The 25,107-nt window shown below is 33.9% G+C and carries 23 protein-coding genes, 1 tRNA gene and 1 riboswitch; of the genes, 20 read left to right on the forward strand and 4 right to left on the reverse strand.

The window, feature by feature from the left end; translation table 11 throughout:
* The first annotated feature begins 97 nt into the window (after positions 1–97).
* The 15 genes from def to ribH all read left to right on the forward strand — a co-directional run bounded on the left by def (position 98) and on the right by ribH (position 16,279).
* The gene (gene def / locus ACTCDL_RS02050) at positions 98–535 is read left to right on the forward strand and encodes a peptide deformylase (protein WP_463173638.1); all 438 of its coding nucleotides are present in this window, start codon (positions 98–100) and stop codon (positions 533–535) included.
* A 170-nt stretch (positions 536–705) separates the two neighbouring features.
* Positions 706–1,650, forward strand: a complete 945-nt coding sequence (fmt, locus tag ACTCDL_RS02055; protein WP_463173641.1) for a methionyl-tRNA formyltransferase — start codon at positions 706–708, stop codon at positions 1,648–1,650.
* A 5-nt stretch (positions 1,651–1,655) separates the two neighbouring features.
* Positions 1,656–2,408 (forward strand): DUF116 domain-containing protein, encoded by a 753-nt coding sequence (locus ACTCDL_RS02060; protein ID WP_463173643.1) that lies wholly within the window; start codon positions 1,656–1,658, stop codon positions 2,406–2,408.
* 97 nt (positions 2,409–2,505) lie between these two features.
* Positions 2,506–3,201, forward strand: a complete 696-nt coding sequence (locus ACTCDL_RS02065; RefSeq protein WP_463173645.1) for a zinc metallopeptidase — start codon at positions 2,506–2,508, stop codon at positions 3,199–3,201.
* A gap of 249 nt (positions 3,202–3,450) precedes the next feature.
* Positions 3,451–4,794 (forward strand): 16S rRNA (cytosine(967)-C(5))-methyltransferase RsmB, encoded by a 1,344-nt coding sequence (gene rsmB / locus ACTCDL_RS02070; protein ID WP_463173647.1) that lies wholly within the window; start codon positions 3,451–3,453, stop codon positions 4,792–4,794.
* Positions 4,795–5,042: 248 nt separating this feature from the next.
* Positions 5,043–6,080 carry a dual-specificity RNA methyltransferase RlmN gene (gene rlmN / locus ACTCDL_RS02075; protein ID WP_463173649.1) on the forward strand — a complete coding sequence of 346 codons (1,038 nt, stop codon included), beginning with the start codon at positions 5,043–5,045 and terminating at the stop codon, positions 6,078–6,080.
* Positions 6,077–6,838 carry an FhaA domain-containing protein gene (locus tag ACTCDL_RS02080; RefSeq protein WP_463173652.1) on the forward strand — a complete coding sequence of 254 codons (762 nt, stop codon included), beginning with the start codon at positions 6,077–6,079 and terminating at the stop codon, positions 6,836–6,838. The genes rlmN and ACTCDL_RS02080 overlap by 4 nt, the downstream gene beginning before the upstream one ends.
* 13 nt (positions 6,839–6,851) lie before the next feature.
* Positions 6,852–7,562 carry a Stp1/IreP family PP2C-type Ser/Thr phosphatase gene (locus ACTCDL_RS02085; RefSeq protein ID WP_463173653.1) on the forward strand — a complete coding sequence of 237 codons (711 nt, stop codon included), beginning with the start codon at positions 6,852–6,854 and terminating at the stop codon, positions 7,560–7,562.
* A 24-nt stretch (positions 7,563–7,586) separates the two neighbouring features.
* Positions 7,587–9,560, forward strand: coding sequence for a Stk1 family PASTA domain-containing Ser/Thr kinase (gene pknB, locus ACTCDL_RS02090; protein ID WP_463173655.1), 1,974 nt, complete (start codon positions 7,587–7,589; stop codon positions 9,558–9,560).
* A gap of 169 nt (positions 9,561–9,729) precedes the next feature.
* Positions 9,730–10,620: a ribosome small subunit-dependent GTPase A gene (gene rsgA, locus ACTCDL_RS02095; protein WP_463173656.1), complete on the forward strand. Its 891-nt coding sequence runs from the start codon at positions 9,730–9,732 to the stop codon at positions 10,618–10,620.
* Between the two features lie 2 nt (positions 10,621–10,622).
* Complete coding sequence (gene rpe, locus ACTCDL_RS02100) at positions 10,623–11,267, forward strand: ribulose-phosphate 3-epimerase (RefSeq protein ID WP_463173657.1); 645 nt, start codon at positions 10,623–10,625, stop codon at positions 11,265–11,267.
* A 72-nt stretch (positions 11,268–11,339) separates the two neighbouring features.
* A riboswitch (FMN riboswitch) is annotated at positions 11,340–11,453 on the forward strand.
* Positions 11,454–12,197: 744 nt separating this feature from the next.
* Positions 12,198–13,292 carry a bifunctional diaminohydroxyphosphoribosylaminopyrimidine deaminase/5-amino-6-(5-phosphoribosylamino)uracil reductase RibD gene (gene ribD, locus ACTCDL_RS02105; RefSeq protein ID WP_463173659.1) on the forward strand — a complete coding sequence of 365 codons (1,095 nt, stop codon included), beginning with the start codon at positions 12,198–12,200 and terminating at the stop codon, positions 13,290–13,292.
* Positions 13,293–13,378: 86 nt separating this feature from the next.
* A complete protein-coding gene (gene ribE / locus ACTCDL_RS02110) occupies positions 13,379–14,035 on the forward strand; it encodes a riboflavin synthase (RefSeq protein WP_463173660.1) in 657 nt (218 codons plus the stop codon).
* 351 nt (positions 14,036–14,386) lie between these two features.
* Positions 14,387–15,589: a bifunctional 3,4-dihydroxy-2-butanone-4-phosphate synthase/GTP cyclohydrolase II gene (locus ACTCDL_RS02115; RefSeq protein ID WP_463173661.1), complete on the forward strand. Its 1,203-nt coding sequence runs from the start codon at positions 14,387–14,389 to the stop codon at positions 15,587–15,589.
* A 216-nt stretch (positions 15,590–15,805) separates the two neighbouring features.
* Positions 15,806–16,279, forward strand: coding sequence for a 6,7-dimethyl-8-ribityllumazine synthase (ribH, locus tag ACTCDL_RS02120; protein ID WP_463173662.1), 474 nt, complete (start codon positions 15,806–15,808; stop codon positions 16,277–16,279).
* A gap of 148 nt (positions 16,280–16,427) precedes the next feature.
* Here the strand turns inward: ribH and ACTCDL_RS02125 are convergent, their stop codons facing one another.
* Together ACTCDL_RS02125 and ACTCDL_RS02130 are read right to left on the reverse strand one after the other, a co-directional pair.
* A complete protein-coding gene (locus tag ACTCDL_RS02125; RefSeq protein ID WP_463173664.1) occupies positions 16,428–16,856 on the reverse strand; it encodes a YmaF family protein in 429 nt (142 codons plus the stop codon).
* A 74-nt stretch (positions 16,857–16,930) separates the two neighbouring features.
* Entirely contained in the window at positions 16,931–17,278 is a 348-nt protein-coding gene (locus ACTCDL_RS02130) for a YmaF family protein (protein ID WP_463173666.1), read from the reverse strand.
* A gap of 149 nt (positions 17,279–17,427) precedes the next feature.
* On the opposite strand from ACTCDL_RS02130, the gene nth reads away from it, so the two are divergent.
* Positions 17,428–18,090, forward strand: a complete 663-nt coding sequence (nth, locus tag ACTCDL_RS02135; RefSeq protein WP_463173667.1) for an endonuclease III — start codon at positions 17,428–17,430, stop codon at positions 18,088–18,090.
* Here the strand turns inward: nth and ACTCDL_RS02140 are convergent.
* Entirely contained in the window at positions 18,082–18,360 is a 279-nt protein-coding gene (locus tag ACTCDL_RS02140) for an EscU/YscU/HrcU family type III secretion system export apparatus switch protein (protein ID WP_463173668.1), read from the reverse strand. The genes nth and ACTCDL_RS02140 overlap by 9 nt on opposite strands.
* A gap of 46 nt (positions 18,361–18,406) precedes the next feature.
* Entirely contained in the window at positions 18,407–19,921 is a 1,515-nt protein-coding gene (locus ACTCDL_RS02145; protein WP_463173669.1) for a flagellar hook-length control protein FliK, read from the reverse strand.
* Positions 19,922–20,319: 398 nt separating this feature from the next.
* On the opposite strand from ACTCDL_RS02145, the gene ACTCDL_RS02150 reads away from it, so the two are divergent.
* The 4 genes from ACTCDL_RS02150 (at position 20,320) to ACTCDL_RS02165 (ending at position 24,173) form a co-directional block, all read left to right on the forward strand.
* Complete coding sequence (locus tag ACTCDL_RS02150) at positions 20,320–20,901, forward strand: hypothetical protein (protein WP_463173671.1); 582 nt, start codon at positions 20,320–20,322, stop codon at positions 20,899–20,901.
* A gap of 75 nt (positions 20,902–20,976) precedes the next feature.
* Positions 20,977–21,615, forward strand: a complete 639-nt coding sequence (locus ACTCDL_RS02155) for a uracil-DNA glycosylase (protein WP_463173672.1) — start codon at positions 20,977–20,979, stop codon at positions 21,613–21,615.
* A 320-nt stretch (positions 21,616–21,935) separates the two neighbouring features.
* Positions 21,936–22,011: transfer RNA gene (locus ACTCDL_RS02160), tRNA-Asn, on the forward strand.
* A gap of 140 nt (positions 22,012–22,151) precedes the next feature.
* Positions 22,152–24,173, forward strand: a complete 2,022-nt coding sequence (locus ACTCDL_RS02165; RefSeq protein ID WP_463173673.1) for a glycoside hydrolase family 13 protein — start codon at positions 22,152–22,154, stop codon at positions 24,171–24,173.
* Positions 24,174–25,107 lie beyond the last annotated feature (934 nt).

Raw genomic sequence — 25,107 nt, forward strand, 5'->3', positions numbered from 1 at the left:
TAAAGTGTACAATTGACAATTACAAGTGATTGATTTATAGAATTTAATTGTAAATCGTCAATTATAAATTATGAATTGAATTTTCGGAGGTGTAATGATGGCATTATTAAAGATTAGAGAGATAGGAGATCCTGTCTTAAGGACTAAATGTAAAGAGGTGGAAGAGGTAACTGAGAGAACTAGAAAGTTACTTGATGATATGGCAGAGACTATGTATGATGCACCAGGAGTAGGACTAGCTGCTCCTCAGGTGGGGATATCTAAAAGAATTGTGGTGATAGATGTAGGTTCTGGACTTCTTGAGTTGATTAATCCAGAGATTATCGAAAGCTCTGCTAAGACTTATATTGATAATGAGGGATGTTTAAGTATCCCAGATAAGACCGCTAAGGTAGAGCGAGCTTATAAGGTTAAGGTTAAAGCTCTAGATAGAGATGGCAAAGAGATAATAGTTAAAGGAAAAGGGCTATTAGCTCGTGCCTTACAACATGAAATAGATCATTTAGAGGGTAAATTATTTGTTGATTATATTTAACAAAGTGTAAGTGTGAGAAAGCAGTGTGAGTGAAGTACAAGTTATGATAATTAAAACTTTCTAGATTCTTTTAGAAAACTTTAATTACAACACTCACACTGATTACTGACACTACAATGTGAAATGTATTTCACATTGTATAATAAGATTTTTAAAATTGGAGGGATAGAATGAGAGTTGCATTTATGGGAACACCAGATTTTGCAGTTCCTTGTCTACAAGCATTGATTGAAGCAGATTTTATAGATGTAGTCGGTGTGGTCAGTCAGCCAGACCGTAAAAGGGGGAGAGGGCAACAAGTTAAGCCAACTCCAGTTAAGAAGGAAGCTTTAAAGCATCAAATAGAGGTATTTCAACCAGAGAAGGTTTCTACTGCTGAGGGGATAGCCAAATTAGAGGAGTGGAATTCTGAGGCGATTGTGGTAGTTGCCTATGGACAGATTCTAAAAGAAGATGTATTGAATCTACCGAAATATGGTTGTATCAATATCCATGCTTCTTTATTACCAAAGTATAGAGGTGCTGCTCCTATTCATCGGGCGATTATCGATGGTGAAGAGAAGACTGGGATTACTACTATGCATATGGATAAAGGAATGGATACTGGAGATATGATCTTAAAGGATAAGTTAGATATTGCTCCTGAAGATACTGTAGGGACATTACATGATAAGCTTTCTAATTTAGGGGCAAATTTAATAGTAGAAACCTTAAAGCAGCTTGAAGAGGGTAGTGCACCTAGAGAGAAGCAAGATGATAAGCAAGCTACTTATGCCCCCAAGATTTCTAAACAAGAAGGATTGGTCGATTGGGCTAAAGATGTTAAGAGTATTTGGAATTTAATTAGAGGGATGAATCCATGGCCTGGTTCTTATACATATTATGATGGAAGTCGCCTAAAACTATGGAACTCTAAGGTCTATGATAATAAGTCTAAAGTAGGAATAAACCCTGGTACTATTGTCAAGGTAGATGATCAGTTAGGGATTGTAGTACAGACTGGAGATGGACAATTATTATTGACAGAGGTGCAACCTGCCAGTAAACAGAGAATAGATGCTACCGATTATCTAAGAGGATATGATATTAAAGTAGGAAGCAAGTTAGGAGAATAAAGCTTATGGAGAAATCAAAGGGACTATTTATGGGACTATTATTACTAGCATTAGCTATATTAAGTATCTTTGTAGGGGGAGTCTGGTATCTGAACTTTTTTGGTTTTAGTTTACTAAGTAAAGGGGTATTAATAATTATAAGTATAGCTTTATCTATTCTTGCTCTCTTATTAATCTTAGGGATTTTGGGTATCATCTTAACACAGAAATTAGGTAAGCCCATCAAGCCTTTAATTATCCCTACTAAGATAGTCATCTCTTATTTTCTACCTGTAATTATCTATTTAGGGGGGCTGCTTGGTCTTGATAAGGAGTCGATTCAATCATCCTTTATCAATGTAAGCAATCAGTTAATCAATCCTGAAAAGATGAATTTAGCTCCTGAAGATATCATGGTATTGCTACCCCATTGTATTCAGAATTCAGAATGTAGCTTTAGAGTGACCACTGATCTAAATAATTGTAAACGCTGTGGCAGGTGCCAAGTACAGGACTTGATTGAAGTTGCTGAAAAGTATGGAGTCCATTTAGCGATTGCAACTGGTGGTACTTTAGCCAGAAAAATTATCAAAGATATCAGACCAAAGGCGATTATTGCTGTAGCCTGTGAACGTGATTTAAGTAGTGGAATCCAAGATATCTATCCTATGCCAGTAATTGGGGTAGTCAACCTAAGACCCCATGGTCCTTGTATCAATACTGGTGTTGAGATAGATAAGATAGAAGAAGCGATAAAGCAGTTGATAGTTGATAGTTGATAATTTACAGTTAAAAATATATTTGTGTAAAAATGTTTAAATTAACTATCAACTATACACTATAAACTTTACACTAATTTAAAGGGGGTTGAGATTAATGCCTTTTTTCTTTTTTGATCCAACTATGGTAATATTGATACCTGCTATTTTATTGGCGATGTATGCTCAATTTAAAATTAAGTCTACGTTTAATAAGTATTTGAATATTAGGGCTCAAAGTGGGATGACAGGAGCTGAAGTTGCTAGAGAATTATTGCGCAAAGAGGGTATTTTTGATGTGAGTGTACAAAGGACTAGTGGTAGTTTATCAGATCATTATGATCCTCGAAACAAGGTTTTGAAATTATCTCCAGAGGTTTATGATGGTAGCTCTGTAGCTTCATTAGGAGTTGCAGCTCATGAAACAGGTCATGCTATTCAAGATGCTGTTAGTTATACACCTTTACGCTTACGTCATAGTTTGGTACCAGTAGCAAACTTTGGTTCACAGTTTGGACTTTTTATTGGTGTTTTTGGATTCTTCTTTTTTAGATCTGAGTTGATTGTTAGTTTAGGAATTTTACTATTTACTGGTGCAGTATTATTTCAAATTGTTACTTTACCAGTAGAGTTTAATGCAAGTAGTCGAGCCTTAAAATTATTAAAAAAGCATAATTATTTGAACAGTAAGCAAGTTGCCGGAACTAAAAAGGTACTAAATGCTGCAGCATTGACTTATGTTGCAGCAGCGTTAGTTTCTATTGGACATTTAGTTAGATTGTTAGTGATGCGTGGGATGCTAGATGATGATTAATATACCTTAGATATTATTCAAATTAGCCGAGAAACCCTAATCTATATAGAGATAGGGATGAATCGGCTTTTCTTTTTATGAGTTAATTTGATATATCTATGGAATAATAGATTATATCTTGGTATTATATAAATAAAGGCTTTGGGGAATAGGTAGTCTGGAATATGGAATCAGTAAAATATACAGATTTCTGATAACTTGCTCCCGATTCCATATAATCAATTACATAAATAAACGGAGGATTTTTATATGAAAAATGCAAGAGTAATAGCATTAGAAGGAATATATAAGATTAATGAAGAGAATGGCTTCTCTAATCTAGTAGTAAATAGTCTATTGAATAGATCTAATTTAGATAAAAGGGATAGAAGTTTAGCGACCCAACTTATTTATGGAGTTATCAGAAGAAGAAATACTTTAGATTGGATTATCAATAAATTTGCTAGTCGCAAAATCAATAAGATGACACCATGGGTGAGAAACTCTTTGAGATTGGGAGTCTATCAAGTCTATTATTTGGATAAGATACCAGCTCCAGTGGCTGTCAATGAGACTGTAGAGGTTGCTAAATCTAAATGTAATCGAGGAGCAATTAAATTTATCAATGGTGTTTTACGGAATATTATTCGTAGTTTAGATAAGATTGTTTATCCTAAGTTAGAGAAAGATTCAGTCCAACATATTAGATACAAGTATTCACAGCCCCAATGGTTGGTAGAGCGCTGGGTGAAGAACTATGGGGTTGATAAAGCTATTAAGATAGCTAAAACTTTAAATAAAGTACCTGCTACTGTAATTAGAACAAATACTTTAAAGGCTGATAGAGAGGCTCTAATTCAGAAGTTATCAGATGCTGAGGTAGATGCTGAGCCTATAGCTTTAGTGCCAGAAGCAATCAATCTACTCAAATATCCATCAATAGATAGATTAAAGTCTTTTGAGTATGGGGAGTTTCAAGTACAAGGGCTGGCATCAATGTTGGTAGCCCATATTTTAAGTCCTGAAGCTGATGATAGAATTGTAGATTTATGTAGCGCTCCAGGTGGTAAGACAACCCATCTATCACAACTGATGGATAATAGTGGACAAGTTTATGCTGTCGATGTCCATCAACATAAATTAGATTTAATTCATGAAAACTGCAATAGATTGGGAATTAATAACGTAGAGACTATCTGTAGTGATGGAAGAGAGGTCAGCTTTGCTGAGAAGATAGACAAGGTCTTAGTAGATGCACCTTGTTCTGGTTTGGGGATTATGGCTAAAAAGCCAGAGATTCGTTGGCAAAAAAAGCCTCAAGATTTGCTGGAGTTAGAGAAACTACAAGCAGAGTTACTAGATAATGGAGCTAAGATGCTTAAAGATAATGGAGTATTGGTCTATAGTACTTGTACCTTTACTGCTGAAGAGAATATAGAAATTATCAAAGAATTTTTAAAAAAACATGATGATTTTAAATTAGTCGATTTGAGAAAAGAGGCTGAAAGCTTTGGATTAACAGACTATTTACAGGAGGGGGCTTTACAGTTGCTTCCTGATCAGGATTTAATTGAAGGATTTTTTATAGCAAAAATGCTTAAAAGCAGTAGATAGGAAAAATTAGGTTGGGAATTTTTCCTTCACGAAGAGTTCAAAGAACTCGTAGGATGAGTAACGAGTAGCCAATAACAAGTGACAAGAAGTAATAGTAAGACAATTAAGTTGAAAAAGTGGAAGATGGTGTGAGTGGTTAGTGTGGGTGTGAATAAACCTTTATATAGAGTCTAGAAGTTATCTCTATTTTTTTACTTTTGCTCACACTCACACAGACACTGACACTCATAAAGGAAAGGAAGTTAAGCATGGAAGAAAGAGTAGATTTGATGGGGCTGAGTTTAGAAGAATTGAAAGAAGTGGTTAGTTCTTTAGGTGAAGCAAGTTTTCGAGCCAAACAGATATTTAATTGGATTTATGATAAGAAGGTCAAAGATTTCTCAAAAATGAGCAATCTTTCTAAAAGTTTCAGGGAAAAGTTAACTGATAAAGCTTATATTAGTCAATTGGAAGTGATTGCCTCTCAAGAATCTAAAGATGGTACTATTAAATACCTCTTTGAGTTAGAGGATGGTCAGCGAATAGAGAGTGTCTTTATGCCTTATCAAGATAATAGAAGAAGTGTCTGTATCTCTACTCAAGTAGGCTGTGGGATGGGATGTAATTTCTGTGCTACAGGATTAAATGGTCTGGCTAGAAATCTAAGCTCTGGAGAGATTGTCAATCAGATTATAACTATTGCGAGGTTGAAAGGTGAAGAAATTAGCAATATAGTTTTGATGGGAATGGGGGAGCCTTTAGCCAATTATGAGGAAGTACTTAAAGCAATTAGCTTGATGAATGATGATAAGGGTCTGAATATAGGAATGAGAAGGATAACCTTATCTACTTGTGGTTTAGTCCCTCAGATTAAAAGGTTAGCAGAGGAAGAGTTGCAGTTGACTTTAGCGATCTCCTTACATGCTCCAAATAATAAATTGCGTAGTCAGATGATGCCTATTAATGATAGATATCCCTTAGAAGAGTTGCTGGAAAGTTGTCGTTATTATATAGAGAAGACAGGGCGAAGAGTCAGCTTTGAGTACTCCTTAGTTAAAGGAGTCAATGATTCTCCAAAAGATGCTAGAGAGTTAGCGAAATTATTATCAAAAGTACTATCCCATGTTAATCTAATTCCAATCAATCAAGTAGAGGGTCTAGAGTATAGCAAACCAGATACAAGTATAATAAATGGTTTTAAAGCTGAATTGGAGCAAGAAGGGATAGCAGTGACAGTTAGAGTTGAGCGGGGTGCTGATATTGCTGCAGCCTGTGGGCAATTACAAGCCAAGGAGGCGAAAAGATGAAGTTTCCAATGAAATTGGCTCGAAAGATCAAAGAAATGTTTCTGATTGACTCTTTACAACCTTTTTATCAGAAGATAATTAGAAAAATAGTTAATGATATGGAGAAGAAGTTAAGAAAGGGAAGTGAAGGTGATTATGTTCCCAATAATTATAAAGTTATAATTCCTTTAGAAGATAAAAATGAGCTTAATAATTTGACTCAGGAAGCCAAGGATAAATTAAAGGAAGTAATCTTAGAAGAGATTACTAAAAAGGGATTTAAGCTCAGAGGAGGGTTGAAGTTAGATTTTGCATTAAGTGCTAAACTAAAAGAAGAGGTAGTAGCCACAGGTGAGTTTAGTCTTGATGAGTTTAACTTGGATAATACTGAAGGTGGTGGCACCAAAATATTTAAAGTCGAAGGGGGAAAAAGTAATAATTTAGAAAAGATAAATCATACTGTAAAAGTGAGACCCCTTTCTGAAAGGGAGTGTTATTTAAGGCTTTTAAAGAATGGAGTTGAGTCAAAGATATTTGAGATCAATTCTGTAGAGACTAATATAGGTCGTCAAGAGAATAATGAGGTGGTCTTAGTAGATCATAAGGTCTCAAGAGTTCATGCCCAAATTATTAAAAAGGATTATTATTATCTGATTAATGATCTTAATAGTACAAATGGTGTCTTTGTTAATAATCAGTTGGTTGAAAGTAAGAGGCTGGTAGATGGTGATAAAATTAAATTAGGGGAGAGTGAACTAGAATTCTGCCTTAAGATGTAAGTGGGGTGATATAATGAGGTATGGAGCTACTAGTGAAGTAGGTAAGGTTAGAAGTGAGAATCAAGATAGTTATTTAGTGATTAATAAGGATGGCTTGGATATTATCGTTGTAGCTGATGGTATGGGTGGACATCAAGGAGGAAATGTAGCCAGTTCTTTAGCAGTTGAAGGGATAAAAGAGTATAATTTTAATCATAATTCTTTAAAAGATAGTATCAAAGAGTGTATAGAATTAGTAAATCAAAAAATTCAGCAAGAAGGTTTAGCTAAAGAAGAGTTTCAAGGGATGGGAACAACCTTGACTATGGGAGTTATTAAAGATAGAATATTAATAATTGGACATATTGGCGACAGTAGAGCCTATCTATTTAGAAATGGTGAATTAAAGCAGTTGACCGATGACCATTCTTATGTGGGTGAACTACTTAGAAGTAATCTAATCAGTCAAGAAGAAGCAGATAATCATCCAAAAAAGAACCTATTACTGAAGGCTTTAGGTGTTAAAGAAGAGGTTGAGGTTGATCTATTTGAGTTAGCTTTAGAGTCCAATGATTTAATTTTATTATGTTCTGATGGATTGACCAATATGTTATCTAATGATAAGATTTGTGAAATTTTGGCAAAAGATTTAGATCTACAAAAGAAGGCTGATAAAATGGCATTAATGGCTAATAAACAGGGTGGATATGATAATATTACAGTGCTTATTTATTGTAATAATTAAGTTTAAAACTTTGAGGTGACATGGATGATCGGTAAAGTCTTAAATTCGAGATATGAACTTGTAGAGAAGGTCGGTACTGGTGGTATGGCTATTGTCTATCGAGCCAAAGATCAACTATTAGGTCGTGAAGTGGCTATTAAGATTTTACAGCCCCACTTTGCTGACAATGAAACTGCTGTTAGGCGCTTTAAACATGAGGCACAAGCAGTAGCAAGCCTTTCCCATCCAAATATAGTTAATATCTTTGATATAGGTAAAGAGGATGATATTAATTATATAGTGATGGAATATATTACTGGAGAGGATTTAAAAGAACATTTAAAAGAGGTTAAAAGGGTTAAGATTGATCAAGCAATTGATATAGTAGCTGGGGTCTGTAATGCTTTAGTCAAAGCTCATCGCAATAATATTGTTCATTGTGATGTTAAGCCCCATAATATTCTTTTAACAGACGATGGGCGAGTCAAAGTGACTGACTTTGGTATTGCTCAAGCTGTAACTTCGGCAACGCTGGGGCAAACCGATTCGATTATGGGCTCTGCCCATTACCTTTCACCAGAGCAAGCAAAGGGAGGAAAGGTTAGTACTAAATCTGATATCTATTCTTTAGGGGTTGTACTTTATGAATTAGTAACAGGTAAAGTACCTTTTACTGGAGATAGTCATGTCTCAATTGCTTTAAAGCATATTGAAGAAGCACCAGTAAGTCCTAAAGAGATAAATGCTAGTATTCCAGATAAATTAGCAGAGATTATTCTAAAGGCAATAGCTAAAGAACCAGAGAATAGATATAATTCTGTTGTAGAGATGTTAAGGGACTTAAAGGAAGTTGAGGAACAGCTTGCTAATCAGACTAATGAAGTTAAGAGTATTGCAAATCAGCATACGATGATTATGTCCAAACAGGATTATCAAAAAGAGATTAAAAAAGAGAAAGAGAAGAATAATACTAATATAATCAAGAAAGAAGAAGTCCAACAAAACCTTAGGGGAGTGGATGTAGTGGAGAAAGATAAAGAACCCACTTCAAAAGAGAAAGTCCCAGCTAAGAAGAAGAGAAGTAGCCTTTTAACAGCTTTATTAATCTTAATGGCTACCTTTATTGTAATTATGGGTGTTGGTTATTTTATGTTAATGCAGTATGTTAATGTTGAAGAGGTGAAGGTACCAAATTTGGTAGGTAAGCATTTAGAGGTTGCACGTCAGGATTTAAAATCTAAGGGATTGAGTTTAAAGGTCTATTATGAGAGTTATAGTCAAGAAATTGAGAAGGATCATATTATTTCTCAAAGTATTCCTCCCAATAGTAAAGTAAAGAAGGCCAGAGTAATTGAAGTAGTAGTCAGTAAGGGAGCGCAGGTGTCAAAAGTTCCTGAATTAGCTAATATTACTTTAAGGGAGGCAGAGATTAAACTCGATAAATTGGATCTTCAAACAGGAGAAGTTAAAGAAGAGTATAGTAATGAAGTTGCTGAAGGTCAGATTATCTCTCAAGATCCTCAGCCAGGAATAGAGGTTAAAGCAGGTACTAATATCAATTTAGTTATTAGCAAAGGTGGAGAGCCTCAAGAGGTGGAAGTTCCTAACTTAGTAGGATTACGTCAGGAAGAGGCTGTAGAAAGGTTAAGACAATTGAAATTAATCCTTGGGCAAGTCTTAAAGAGAGAGAGTTTAGATTATCACCAAGGTAGGGTAATTGCTCAAAAGCCTAGTACAGGTACTAAATTGATGGAAGGGTCAACAATTCAGTTGATTGTCAGTACAGGAATTCGTAACCCACGAGGTTCTGAAATTAAAGATCGTAAGATTCGTTTTAATATACCACCTGGTGATGAGAAGAGGGTAGAATTTATAGTGCAAGATGATAATGGTCAAAGAACAGTCTATGACCAAGTCCATCAAGCTGGTGATACTGTAATGAAAGATGTTATTATTGTAGGACCAGGAAGCATCAAAATTTATTTAGATGGACAGCTATATTATGAGAAACAGGTTTAAGAGCAGTGAAGAGTAAGATATAGTTGATAGTGTACAATTGATAGTTGATAGTTTAAAAACTCGAAAAGCAACTGATTAAAAATCTTAATGTATAGAGGTTTTTATAGGTTTTAATTTTTAACTGTCAATTATCAACTATCAACTGTCAACTAAAAAAGGGAGAGTGGTTATGAAGGAAGGAAGGATTTTAAAGGCTTTTGGAGGTTTTTTTTATGTTTATGATTTTGAAAGCAAAGATGTTTATGAATGTAGGGCTAGAGGCAGGTTAAAGCAGGAGAAGATAGATGTGATAGCTGGCGATATAGTTGACTTTACTATCTTTGAGGATCAGACTGGCGTGGTGGAGAATAGAAAGAAGAGAGAGAACTATCTCTTCCGTCCACCGATTGCTAATGTGGAGCAGGTAGTGATTACTTCGGCTATTAGAGAGCCTGATTTACATTACAAATTATTAGATAGATTATTGGTCTTGGCTGAGGCTGAGGATTTTGAGATTATTATCTGTATCAATAAGGTAGATTTATCAGGAATAGAGCAGGCTAAGGAAGTTCTAAAGCCTTATGAAGCGATTAAATATAAGGTGATTTATACTAGTGTTGAGGATGATTTAGGGATTGATGAATTAAGACAAGCCCTTAAAGATAAGGTCTCAGTCTTTGCAGGACCTTCTGGGGTAGGTAAATCTAGTTTATTAAATGCCCTTCAACCAGGTTTAGAACTAAAGATGGGAGAGGTCAGTCAGAGAATTAAGCGAGGACGCCATACTACTCGCCATGTGGAGTTATTACCCTTGGACTTTGGGGGCTGGGTTGCTGATACTCCAGGCTTTAGTTCCCTTGATGTTAGCTCGATAGCCTCAGAGGATTTACAGTACTTCTTTCCTGAAATTTTAGAGAGTTTAGATGATTGTAAATTTTATCCTTGCTCCCATAGCCATGAACCAAAGTGTGGAGTTAAGGATGCTTTAGAGCAGGGCAAGATTGCGGAGCATCGCTATGAGAATTATTTAGAATTTTTAGCAGAGATACAGCAAGCAGAAGAGAAGAATTGGAGGAGATAATTATGATTAAAGTTGCACCATCGATTTTATCAGCAGATTTTAGTAAATTGGCAGCAGAGATTGAAACAGTAAAGTCAGCAGAATATTTACATATTGATGTGATGGATGGACATTTTGTTCCTAATATTACCATTGGACCTTTGGTTTTAAACTCTATTCAAGACAAAACAGAACAGATCTTAGATGTTCATTTGATGATTGAGAACCCTGATCAGTATATCTCTGAATTTGCTAAGGCAGGAGCAGACATCATCACTGTTCATGCTGAGGCTTGTCCTCATTTACATCGTACTGTTCAAAATATCAAGGCAAAGGGTGTCAAGGCAGCAGTAGCATTAAATCCCGCTACTCCACTAAGTGCCATTGAATATGTATTAAGTGAATTGGATATGGTCTTATTAATGACAGTCAATCCTGGCTTTGGTGGACAGAGTTTTATTCCAGAGATGTTACCTAAGATTGAGAGGTTAAGAGCGATGATTGAAGAGCAAGGTTTGAAGATTGATATTCAAGTAGATGGTGGAATCAAACCAAATACTACAGCAATTGAGGTAGTTAGAGCAGGAGCAAATGTTTTAGTAGCTGGTTCAGCAGTTTTTGGTGCTGATAATAGAGCGAAGGCTATAGCAGAATTGAAGAGGTCATAGTTTCTAATTTTAAGTTGCTTTAGTTATTATAATATGGTATTATTATTTGTAAAGTATAAAATTTAATAACGTTAAATTCTTCGGGGTCAGGTGTAATTCCTAACCGGCGGTAATAGCCCGCGAGCGCAAGCAGATCTGGTGAGATTCCAGAGCCGACAGTCAAAGTCTGGAAGAGAGAAGAAGTGATATAGTAAAATAAGATTGATCTTATTTTAGGGACTTTAAGGTACTCGGAGAATAATTCTTTGAGTACCTTTTTTTGAGTTATTGAATGTTTTGATTTTTATATTATTCTTAGGTTTATAGATTTGTGTCTTTATAATTTAAATATAAGATGATATGGGGATATTGGGATACTTTTTCTATTTTATCTTCTAAGCAATATCTTATCTTTGAGTTTTTATCAAAAACTCTTCTTTATCTTAGTTCAGGTTTCGCCTAAACGGCGAGTTACGTTTTTTACCACAGGTATCATTCAGGAAGAAGAACACTTCCTTCAAAGCTCCATAGATAAAAAAGTAACCAAAAAATCATTTTAAAACCGGGAAAACGCTAACGTTTAACAACTAAGATTAGAATAATCAAATAAATTTTATAATTATATTATGAATTAGCAATCATCTAATATACCGCTTACTTTCCCAATGAAACACGCTAAAACTATATAAGAAATATTGGATTTATTTAAAATTCTTGAGTTTAAAATAGTATTAGATTATAACTCGAAGACCGCTTACGTTTCTTAAAACCTTAAGATCCTAACTATTCACTATCAACTATACACTAATGTAAAAAGTGTCGCTTTATCTCTATAGAAATACATATTTGAATTTTATGATTATAGGTTAAAATATTAAAGATTATTACTATTTATAATCATTTTAAAATATAGCTAAAATCTAATTTAAGTACATAAAGGAGAATCAAATTATGACCGACAAAGATTATATGCAACGTGCATTAAATCTGGCTCGACAAGCAGAGGGGAGGACAAGTCCCAATCCTATAGTAGGGGCAGTGATTGTAAAGAATGGGAAGGTGATTGGAGAAGGATATCATCATTATGCTGGAGGGGCTCATGCAGAGGTCTATGCCTTAAAAAAGGTAGGACAGGAGGCTAAAGGGGCTACTGTTTATGTGACTTTAGAACCTTGTTCTCATTATGGTAAGACTCCCCCCTGTGCTAATGCTTTAATTAATGCAGGGGTGAAGAGGGTACTAATTGCTATGAAAGACCCTAACCCTAAAGTGGCAGGAGAAGGTATTAACTTGCTTAAGCAAGCTGGAATTGAGACTGAAGTAGGCTTATTAGAAGATGAAGCTAGAAGAGTTAATGAAGTCTTTATTAAATATATAACTGCTAACAAGCCTTTTGTTATCTTAAAGAATGCCATGACTTTAGATGGTAAGATAGCAACTAAAACTGGTGATTCTAAATGGATCAGTGGAACAGAGTCTCGCCACTTAGTCCACCGACTAAGGGATAAAGCAGATGGGATTTTAGTTGGTATAGGAACAGTTTTAGCTGATAATCCACGTTTAACTACCCGTTTACCTCAAGGAGGGCAAGACCCAATTAGAATTGTTTTAGATAGTAGGTTGAGAATTCCTTTAAATGCTGATATCATTAATCAAGAATCTGATGCCAAAACTATAATTGTTACTCTAAAATCTAGTGATGAAAAAAAGAAGCAAGAACTGATGGAAAAGGGAGTAGAGATTATTGAAGTTGGAGGAAGGAATAATATAGATTTGAATCTATTATTGGACTTTTTGGCTGACAGAGAGATAAGCAGTTTATTGGTTGAAGGTGGAAGTCGAGTCAGCTCCTCATTTTTAGAAGCAGGATTAGTTGATAAATTATACTACTTTATTGCTCCTAAGATTATTGGAGGAAGTGATGCTATTTCTGTTGTAAGTGGACAAGGGGTATCACAGATTAGAGATGGAATTAAAATTATTAATAAAGAGGTTAGCTTAGTGGGAGAGGATATACTAGTAGTAGGCTATCCAGAATACAGATAGTGCACAGTTTACGGTTGACAGTTGACAGTTAAAAATCCTAAATCATAAAATTTTCTACTCACATTAATTAAAAAGGAGGAGAGCTAATGTTTACTGGTATTATTGAAGAGCTAGGAAAGGTCAAGAGAATTCAGCGGGGAAGTAAGTCGATTGTGTTGACCATAGAAGCAACTAAGGTATTAGAGGATGTGAGATTAGGGGATAGTATAGCTACTAATGGTGTCTGTTTGACAGTAACTTCTTTTAAGCAAGATGAGTTTACTGTAGATGTAATGCCTGAGACGATGAGACATTCTAGCTTAGGGGAGCTAAAGGTAGCTTCAGAGGTCAACCTAGAAAGGGCATTGAGGCTAGGTGATAGATTAGGTGGGCATCTAGTTTCTGGACATATAGATGGTTTAGGCATTATTAAAGCAAAAAGAAGAGAAGATAATGCTATTGTGGTAACTATTGAAGCTCCTAATGATATTTTAAAATACATTATTCATAAGGGATCAATTGCTATCGATGGAGTCAGTTTAACGGTAGCTAATTTAGGTGATGATAGTTTTGACATCTCATTAATCCCCCATACTAGCCAAGTTACCTTACTTGGTCAAAAGGAGATTGGCGCTAAGGTTAATCTTGAAGTAGACATGATTGGTAAGTATGTAGAGAGAATGCTCAATTCTAAAGAAGAGAATAATAAAAAGTCAGATATAGATATTAAATTACTAGAGGATAATGGATTTTTGTTGGCTTAATTTTATAAAGCAGTTATTGATAATGGGTGACTAGTAAACAGGATAAGTAATAAGTACAGATATTTAACACTAACTATATAGATTGAATTAAAGAATTTCATTAACCAAAAATCAATAATTCAATTTATTTTGCAACGAATCCAGCTAATTTACGCGAATTTAAAACAAAGAAAATTCTAAACTATTAATTTATTCTTTTGCCTTTGATTAGTGTGATTCGTGTTAATTCGTTGCAAAAAAGGTTTTTTAATTCTTTAAGAAAAACATTAGTTCAACTTATATATTAAGTTTTTTACTCGTCACTGTTTAATCATCATTCGTTATTGAATTTAAATAAAAGAGGTGAGTGGGATGAAATTTAATAAAATAGAAGAAGCGATTGAAGATATTAGAGCAGGTAAGATGATAATTGTAGTAGATGATGAAGAGAGGGAAAATGAAGGGGATCTGTTAATGGCTGCTGATAAAGCAACCCCTGAAAGTATCAATTTTATGGCTACATATGGCAAAGGTTTGATCTGTTTACCTACTACAGCAGATCGTTTAAGGGAACTAGGATTAAGTCAGATGGTAGATAATAATACTGATAGTCATGAAACAGCTTTTACAGTCTCTATTGACCATAAAGATACCACTACGGGAATCTCTGCCTTTGAAAGAGCACAGACTATTCAAGCAGTAGTTGATTCCAAGACAGAGCCTACTGATTTAGCTCGTCCTGGACATATCTTTCCTCTAAGAGCTAAAGATGGTGGAGTTTTAAGGAGAGCTGGTCATACTGAAGCAGCAGTAGATTTAGCCCGTTTAGCTGGGCTTTATCCAGCTGGAGTCATCTGTGAGATAATGTCTGATGATGGTACTATGGCTAGAGTACCTGAACTGATGGAGTTTGCCAAAAAGCATAGTTTAAAAATAATTACTATAGCCGATTTGATCAATTATAGAATGAATAAAGATAGATTGATTAGACCTTTACCAGAAGTAAGTCTGCCAAGTAAATTTGGCGACTTTAGGGTGATTGGTTATGAGAATGATATTGATGACAAATGCCATCTTGCTATTATCAAAGGTGAAGTAGAAGGTAAAGAGAATGTACTGGTTAGAGTCCACTCTGAGTGCTTGACAGGGGATGCTCTTGGCTCCTTGCGTTGTGATTGTCGTGATCAGCTGGCAGCTTCTTTAAAAAGAATTGAGGAAGAAGGAGAGGGAATAGTCCTATATATGCGCCAAGAAGGGAGAGGTATAGGATTAGCCAATAAATTGAGAGCTTATCACTTGCAAGATTTGGGTAGAGATACTGTAGAGGCTAATCGTGAATTGGGCTTTGCTGATGATATGAGAGACTATGGAATTGGTGCACAGATATTGGCTGATTTAGGTTTAAGTAGTATTAGGTTAATGACCAATAATCCTCGTAAAATTGTGGGATTAGAAGGGTATGGACTGAATATACTGGAAAGAGTACCTCATCAGATGGAAGCTAACTGTGCTAATAAGGCTTATTTAGAGACCAAAAAAGAGAAGCTTGGACATATGTTGGAGAATAATTATTAATAATTTGTTTTGATAATTGAATTTTGATATAGATAGTAGTGTTTAATGGGTATATTGAGATACTTTCGTGTCAGAAATCAGGAATCTGGAACCAGTGTTTATAACTGGTTCCTGACTACTGATTCCAGATTTCTAAAAGTGTCGCAATATCTCTATATTGTATCAGTTTCTTTATTAACATAAATATAATAAGCAAATAAAGGGGAGAAATAAAAAATGAATAATTATGCTAAATCATATGAAGGAAAATTAGTAGGAACAGGACTTAAATTTGGAATTATAGTAGGAAGGTTTAATGAATTCATCTCTAGTAGATTATTAAGTGGGGCAGTAGATGCATTACAACGACATGGAGTAAATGAAGAGGATATCGAGGTTGCTTGGGTGCCTGGAGCCTTTGAAGTTCCTTTAGTGGCTAAAAGAATGGCAAACACTAATAAGTATGATGCTATTATTTGCTTAGGAGCAGTAATTAGAGGTGCTACACCACACTTTGATTATGTCTGTGCAGAAGCATCTAAAGGTATCTCTAAGGTCAGCTTAGATAGTGGACTACCAGTGATGTTTGGAATTATTACAACAGATACTATTGAACAGGCTATTGAGAGAGCTGGGACTAAGGCAGGAAATAAAGGTTGGGAAGCAGCTGTTGGAGCATTAGAGATGGCAAATTTAATGAATCAATTTTAAGATTTTGAATAAAAATAAGGTGAGCATCTTGCTCACCTTATTTTTATTAATCTTTAGTGGAATATCTTTTCTTTTTGCGCTTTTTATCCTTTCTTCCTCTTTTATCATAATATTAAGCCACAGGTTTAAACCTGTGGCTTATCAGAAATCACTTTGGAATTGGGCGAGAAGTTCTTTCTTCATAATCATGGCGATGGCCATTATTGAGGCTGGTTTCTCCTGATAGCTGATGGGTATGACCACGTCTAGTTCTGATTGCTGGGCCTGTTCTGCCACGATACTGATGCTGATGCCCATCATCAGTAGTAGTTACACCTTGATAGTTATGGTAATGGGTATCTCCATTATGAATAGGTTGACCTGTTTGACCTTCAAATCTGTGGCGATGCCTATCGTCATAAGAGGTCATACCACGATAGTTGTGAACATGTTGTCCCCTCTCTGGTCTAGGGATATCTGGAAAATCAGGGAAATCAGGAAAGTCTGGATTTCCATTTTCTCTTTCTCTTGGTCTTCGTGGACATCCAGGATCATCTGGATCTCTTCTACGTTCTCTATCTCTTTGATAGTTTCCCATCTGTGTCCCTCCTTTCTTAAGATTATAATATGGAGTAAATAATAATTGGTTACAGATTTAATAAAAGTGGAGTTTCATTCTTTATCACTAATCTTTATAAGTGGATTGGAAGTCTTACTTTGATAACTGTGTCTATGGTTATCTGTGAAATCTGTTTTTCCATCAAGCATATGAGTATGCCCAGTAAGATTTGGAATTGCTGGTCCTGTTCTCCCTTGGCAACTATGTCTGTGCCTTTCCACAACATTAGTGGTAGAGTGATAACCATGATAGTGAGTGTTATTCTCATAGATAGGAGGACCTGTAACAGCGTCATAATTATGGCTATGGTCATCTGCGTTAGAAGTAGTACCCTTATACTTATGTAAGTGGTATATTCTATCTCTAACAGGTCTTTTATCATCATCAGGATAATTTCCCATTTTCATCCCTCCTTTTTTCGTCTTTATAATATGTTTAAGTAGATTGAAAAGTGAAAATTTTTTCTTCTAACTATATAGGCATCACTTGTTATTTTTAATGAAGGAATCCTAGTTAAAATGGTTAAATTAATAATAAAGGAGTGAAGATGATGAAAAATTTAAAAAGCAGTCAAGAAGCAGAAGAGATATTAAAGATACTTAAGGATACTTATGACAAGCCACAAACAGTATTAAATTATAGTAATCCCTTTGAGCTATTAATAGCTGTAATTATGTCAGCCCAGACTACCGATAAGCAGGTAAATAATGTTACTAAAGATTTATTTAAGAAGTTCAAAGGTCCAGAAGACTTTGCCTCTTTAGAGCCAGAGGAATTAGAAGAACATATTAAAGGGATAGGCTTATATAGAAATAAGAGCAAGTATATTGTGAAGGCTTGTCAGATACTAATAGATGAGTATGGTGGTCAAGTACCTCAAGAGAGAAAAGAGTTAATGAAGTTACCAGGGGTAGGGCGTAAGACAGCCAATGTAGTAACAAGTATCATTTTTGGCAAGGATGCTATTGCCGTTGATACCCATGTCTTTCGAGTTTCAAATCGGATTGGCTTAGCTGATAGTGAAAATGTACGAGAGACTGAAGAAGACCTAATGGAGGTTATTCCTCAAAAATTATGGTCACCTGCCCATCATTGGTTGATATTTCATGGAAGAAATATCTGTAAGGCAAGGCGACCTAAGTGCTTGGAGTGTTCTGTGAAGGAGTACTGCAATTATTATCATAACCTTGATAAGAATGAAGGCTTAAGCTAACTCTTCTAAGCTATAGATAAAGCCTAAAATTTCTGCTACCACAGTGTAGAGTTGTTCAGGTATCTCTTCTCCTAATTGTAGTTGTAGTAGTACTTGTACTAAATCCCTATCTTCTTTGATAGGGATTTCACACTCTTTAGCCTTTCTGATAATCTCTTCAGCTAACTCTCCCTGTCCTTTAGCAATGATAATTGGTGCAAAGTCTTCTTCGTGATTATATTTTAAAGCAACAGCCTCTTCGTGCAATTCTTCTTTATCTTTTTTCTTCAATTTAATCCACCTACTTTCAAGATTAAAGCTTAATTACTTCAATCAATCAAATTTTAAAATCTACATTGGTCATCTTGATATCTTCTTCTTTAGATGTAGTTTCTGCTACTTCTGATAGCTTACAGTCAAGATAATTTACTTGATACTTACTATTGGTTAGATTTAACCTCAATTTATTTAAGTTCTCTTGCAATAACTTTAAAGTTTTAGGATTATCAGTATTTAGTAATCCATTAATCTGTTTGCCTTTAATCTTAAGTTTGATTTCTACATCACCAAGTTTGGCAGTTCTGACTGCAAAGGATAAATTTAGATCATTACTCTCTGAAGAACCTCGTTTACCCTCTTGATTGATCTGAATTTGGGCTAGATTGATATTGTCTTCTATCAAGAAGGGCAAGAAAAGGGTTGTTAGCTCATTATTATAATTAACTGCTCTATGAACAAGTAACTGTTTTAATAACTTATCACTACTTTGTGATATTTCTTCAGAGATATTGCTATCTGTGAAATGGAATAAAGCTTTTAAGAGCTTATCTGCTTTATCATTATTAGAGTTAATAGTTGTTAAAGAATCTTTTAAGTTCTCTGGAGTCAAGTTATTTGGAGTAATAATTTTCTCGCTTAACTCCTCTTTGACTAATTGTTTTAAAAGCTTAGCTTCCTCTTTAACAGGAAGGTTTATTTTTTTACTGAAAGTATTAAAATCTTTTTTGGATAAAGCTTCCTTGATTTCAACAAGTATCTTTGGGTTTTGGTCAATTATTTCTTTAATTTTAGGAAAGATTAAAGTAAAGGAGTCTGATTTGGACTCATCAGCTAGCAAAGTAGAGAGCAATTTTTGTATAGATGTATTCAGATTATCTGAGTCTGTAAGTTTTAATTGAGAGAACAACTCCTTTAAAGCTTGATTATTAGTAGGTAATTGGAGTTTTTTAAGTAGTATTGTAACATCTATTTGATCAGATTTATAGTTAGCAACTTCTTTAGAGATACTAGTAAAGTTCTCCTGATTTAGTTTTACTCCAAACTTTAACATTGATTTTAAAATCTCTTTATTTTTAGTGTTATCTTCTAGATTAAATTTTTTGAGTAAATTAGTAATTTTTTGAGAACTTTTAGTTTTATTTTTAGTATCAGTATCCAGCAAATTATCTTTATTACTCCAATTTATTAATTCTTTTAATAGATTATCCTTTAAATTATTATTCTCCTGAAATAAGTTAAAGAATTTCATATTAAGGGGCAAATTTAACTTTTTTAATAACAGAGCAATCTTTATCTTGTTTTGAAGGTTTGCTTCAGAACTATCCTTAAAACTATCAAGGAATTTGCTGATATCAGCAAAGAAGTCTTCTTTTAAAGGTAGATTAGTTTTAATTAATTCTGCTAAAATAGCTTTATTAACCTTATTTAATTCTAACTTTAAATTATGCAGTAATTCGTCGATAGTTAAAGAATTCTTCTTATATTGACCTGTATCTTCTTTAATTGAATTTGACATTTTATCCTTATTTAAGTTATACTTATTTAGTATTGGATTATTATTTATTCTAATCATAACATCACCTCGCAAGATATTCAAAATATCTATAATTTTGGGATTTTTCAATAATTATTTATAGGCTTTATATTTAGTATAGAAAGAAAGTTAAATAAATAATACATCAGAATCTATCCTAATAATTCTATGTGATAAGACTAATTTACTTAAGTATTTAATTGGACAAGCACTGAGAAATTAATGCTGTCTAAAATTCTAACTGATTAGTGAAAGGACTTATTACTTTCTTAATCAATAGATTCTATATTTTTAGTTACAAACCTTTTTTAAATAGAAAATCATTTGTTCTAGTTTTTAAGTTAGAAGTTTCAGGGGATTTCGTGAGTGTTGAGGCTAATTGTTTTGCGAAGTTAACTGAGTTTAATAAGTTTGATAAGTGGGGGCTGATTCATCTAATGTTAAATTTGGCTATAGATAAATATCAGGAATTTAAGGTTAGTAATTGTGATATCAAGAATATATTTATCTCATTAGGCTGTCTGGTTGTAAAGAACTATTCAGAAATTATCTTAAATTATGATCATAAATTAAATGTTGATATAAAAGATCTATTGACTTTAGTAATTAATAATTTATTATTATGTAATCAATTGCAGAATCGCATCTTTAATTTAAAAGAAGAGGTTGCTAATGTCGAGTTGAAACTTGAAAATTTGGTCTATTTAAATCAAAAGACTAAAAAGAATAATCAAGAACAGAAGGTACGTTTAGAAAGATCGCTTAAATTAAAGGAAAAAAGGCTATTTCAACTAAATCAGGAGAATATTAATATATTATTAAGTATTGGTAAATGGTTTTATGAGGAAAAATTGCTATTAGAAAAGAAAGAGTTTAGTCAATTGTACAAGCATTTGGATTATCTATTGACTGAGAATAAAGAAGGGCTAGATTGGAAGGGAGTCTTAGTGGAAGAATTAGATGAAAAGAAGGCTAATTTATATAATTTGATACAACCTTATCCCAACTTTTTAGTCTGATTAAGAGAATATAAAACTTAGCAAAACCAGTAGAACTACTGGTTTTTTATTATTAAGCTATACAGGGGTGGTTTGATGCTGTTTTATTCCAAGGAACAATTGGAGCTGTTTAATGATAAAGGTGAGAGTAGGTTTGGATCATTAGATGAATTGAGGGATATAGCTACTAAATGTCAACGCTGTTCTTTATGTGATAAAGCTACACAGGTTGTCTTTGGTAGTGGAAACCCTAATGCTGGTTTGATGTTAGTAGGAGAAGGACCTGGTGCAGATGAGGATAGAGAAGGAATTCCTTTTGTTGGTAAAGCAGGGCAACTTTTAAATAAGATATTAGATGCTGCTGAGATTGAACGTGATGATATCTATATTAGTAACATAGTCAAGTGTCGTCCACCTGGAAATCGCCAACCAACAACTAATGAGATGAAGAGTTGTTTATGGATCTTAGCTCAGGAAATCAAATTAGTTAATCCTAAGGTTATAGTTCCATTAGGATCAACTGCATTACGTGGACTGTTAGATCCAAAGGGAAGTATAACTAGGATGAGGGGAAGATGGTTTGAGGCTAAGGGATATTATTTTCTACCAACCTTTCACCCTGCCGCATTATTAAGAGATGAAAAGAAGAAAGTACCTGTATGGAAAGATTTCTTGAAGATAAAAAAGGCTTATGATAGATATCTAGAGTTAAAAAGTCAAGGTGAAGAGGTATAGGTTCGTGAATCTAGGATTAAAATTTAACTATGACGCTTCAGATAGATATTAAGACATTGTTAGGAATCTGGAATCAGTTATCAGGAATCTGTAAACTATACTGATTCCAGATTCCTGGTTCCCGACACGAAAGTATTGTAATATACCCATTGAGTTTCATTTTGAATTCACATACCTATAAGTTGAAGTTAATAAAAGTATTGTGTGGTTAGAAAATTAATTTGTAAGATTATGTTTTGGTGCTATAATTTATGATTTGACAGAAGTGAGAGGTTGTTCTATAATTAAGGTATCAGATAAAGAAAGTGATTCTTTAGCGTTCCCCGATAGCTCAGTTGGTAGAGCAGATGGCTGTTAACCATCGAGTCGCAGGTTCGAGTCCTGCTCGGGGAGCCATTTTTATTTTTTGCAGGATTATTTAAAGACTACAGAGAATAAATAGAGTAAAATACATCTATTTTAAATATTAAATTTTATTGGGAAGATGGATTATTTCTCTCTTGGAAGGGTTTCCAAGAGTGGAAGGGGGCTTGATTATGTTAAAGGAAGCGATTTATCATCAACCTTATGGAAACTATGCTTATCCAATAGGTGAGGATAAATTATTTATACAGTTAAGAGCAAAAAGAGGAGATTTAGAGAAAGTACATGTCATTTATGATGAGAGGTTTAGAGATTGGGATAATAATTTACCCCGCTTTACTCTTGAATTGGACAAGTATAGTTCAGATGAATTTTTCGATTACTTTAGAGTAGAGATGCAATTTTCTAAAAAAAGATTTAAATATTATTTCTTATTAGATGATGGGGCAGAACAGCTTTATTATTCTAATTATGGTTTTGCCAAAGATGTAATTGATTATAATGGATGTTTTCAATATACATATATTTGTGAAAAGGATTACTTTGATACACCACAATGGGTCAAAGATGCTGTTTTTTATCAGATATTTCCTGATAGGTTCTGTAATGGAGACCATTCTATTAGCCCTGATAACTTGACAGACTGGAATGAGAGACCACAGTGGCATTCCTTCTATGGAGGAGATTTGGTAGGGATTATTGAGAAGTTGGATTACTTAGAGGAGTTAGGTATTACAGCAATTTATTTGACTCCTGTTTTTAAATCTTCTACTAACCATAAATATAATATTATTGATTATATGGGGATTGATCCAGAGTTTGGTGATATAGATACCTGCAAAGAGTTGGTTAATCAGGCCCATCAACGAGAAATCAAGATTATCTTTGATGGAGTATTTAATCATACTAGTAATGAATTCTTTGCTTTTCAAGATATACTAGAGAAGGGTGAGGCGTCCAAGTATAAAGATTGGTATTATATTGATAACTTTCCTGTCAAAAAAGCACCTAGTTCAACTCGAGGGATGATAAATAAGGTTATAGAAAAGTTGCTCAAAGCAGATTCATTGGAGGTAGTTGATTTAAAAGAGAAGATAATTATTGAATTAGAAGTGGAAAGTAGAGTGGATAAAGAGTATGTTCTTTCTTTGATAGATTATCTTATAAAACAGCGCAATAATGGTGAAGACATATCCAAGCTAGATGGCCATCAGCTCTGGAAGAGAGCAACTGAAGTTGATGAATTAGCTAAAATTATCTACCCTAATTATGAGACTTTCGCTAATGGTGTTTGGACGATGCCTAAATTAAAGACTGCCAATTCAGAGGTAAGGGATTATCTATTAGAAGTAGCTAGGTATTGGATTGAGGATATTGGGATAGATGGATGGAGATTAGATGTTGCTGATGAAGTTGATCATTATTTCTGGAGAGAGTTTAGAAAGGTAGTAAAAGAAGCAAATCCTGAAGCTTATATAGTAGGAGAGGTGTGGAATGATGCCACTCCTTGGCTAAATGGAGAGGAATTTGATGGTGTGATGAACTATCTCTTTGCCATGGCTGTTTGGGATTTCTTCTCTAGAAGAAAGATTAATGTCAATACTTTTGAAGATAGATTATCTAAAGTTAGAACATTATATAAGATACCTGCTCAAGTAGCATCATTAAATTTAGTAGATAGTCATGATACGGGACGAGTCTTAACAATTTCACATGGAGATAAGACCCGTCAAAAATTAGCAGTAGCATTCCAAATGACCTATCTCGGTGCTCCAATGATTTACTATGGTGATGAAGTAGCTATGGAAGGTGGCGGTGATCCCGATTGTAGACGAACAATGATTTGGGATGAAGAAAGACAGGACAGAGATATGTTTGAATGGTATAAGAGCTTAATTGCTATTCGCAAGGATAATATAGCTTTGAGGACTGGTGATTTTACTTTAATCAAGAAGGATGCAATCAATAATATCTATGCCTTCACTCGTAAAAAAGAAGATAATCAGTTATTAGTTATCTTTAATAATAGTAATTTAAGTGCTAAGTTAGAGTTTGAATTGGAAGATTTAAATATAGATACAACTACTTTTATAGAACTACTAGCTAAGCGAGACTATCAAGTAGAAGATGGAAAGATTAAAATTGATGTGGAAGCTTATAATGTAGCTATTTTAAAGGCAGATAATAATGAATAATTAGTGATAAGTTGTTAGTAAAGAAGAAAAATAATAAGATGATGTATTATTATATGGGAATGATTAAGTTGATTTAGAATTTAAGGATAAAACAAAAAAATTTGCTATGAATCTATATAAATTAAGCTAATGATTTTCATAAAAGATATAGATTGAAATCTTTTTTGACACAAACTAAAATATTTAACATTTATTGGTAATTGTATAGAGTATCGGCTTGCGTAAGAGGAGAAAAATCTAGTAATGTCAAAATATTAGAATTATGCGTTGTGTTAATTAAATTCAAAACCTCAGACCTCACCCTACCCCTCTCCTTATCTAAGGAGAGGGAATTAGTTACTTGTTTTTGCTCTGACTCCCTTTCTCCTAAGGTAGGAAAATTCAATTTTGCACGAAGAGTCTTGCACTCTAGATTTATAGAGAGGTTAGGGATGAAATCTGAAAGGTGTCACAATATTTATTGTTGTATCAGTTTTTCTACTAGTACAAGACGTTATAATTAGAAATCACTATCCATTTATAGATATGATTTTGAATATAATGACCTAGACTTATTCGATATAGACAAAAGCTTTTTGAACAAGTTAGGAGATTTAGTAAATAATTTAGCTTGGCTAGATCAATATTCAGGTGTAAAATACCTTTTATGATATTCAAATTGATATGAGCGATGCTATTGAATTATAAAATTTTATAATTCAAATTAATATGATATCTGAATAACAAAGAGTAAAAGACGAATTCTCTCTACAATCTTTCTTTGGTTTAGAGGGAATTCGTCTTTATAACTTTTTTAGATAACCTATTTTGAATATTATGTAAGAAGATATTAAAATTATTGCTGTTATTAAAAATACAAAATCCCATATATAAAAAATATAATTATTTATTATCTGATTTTGAATTAAATATATTATTATTAAATATCCACATA

Source organism: Orenia sp. (assembly GCF_055140805.1).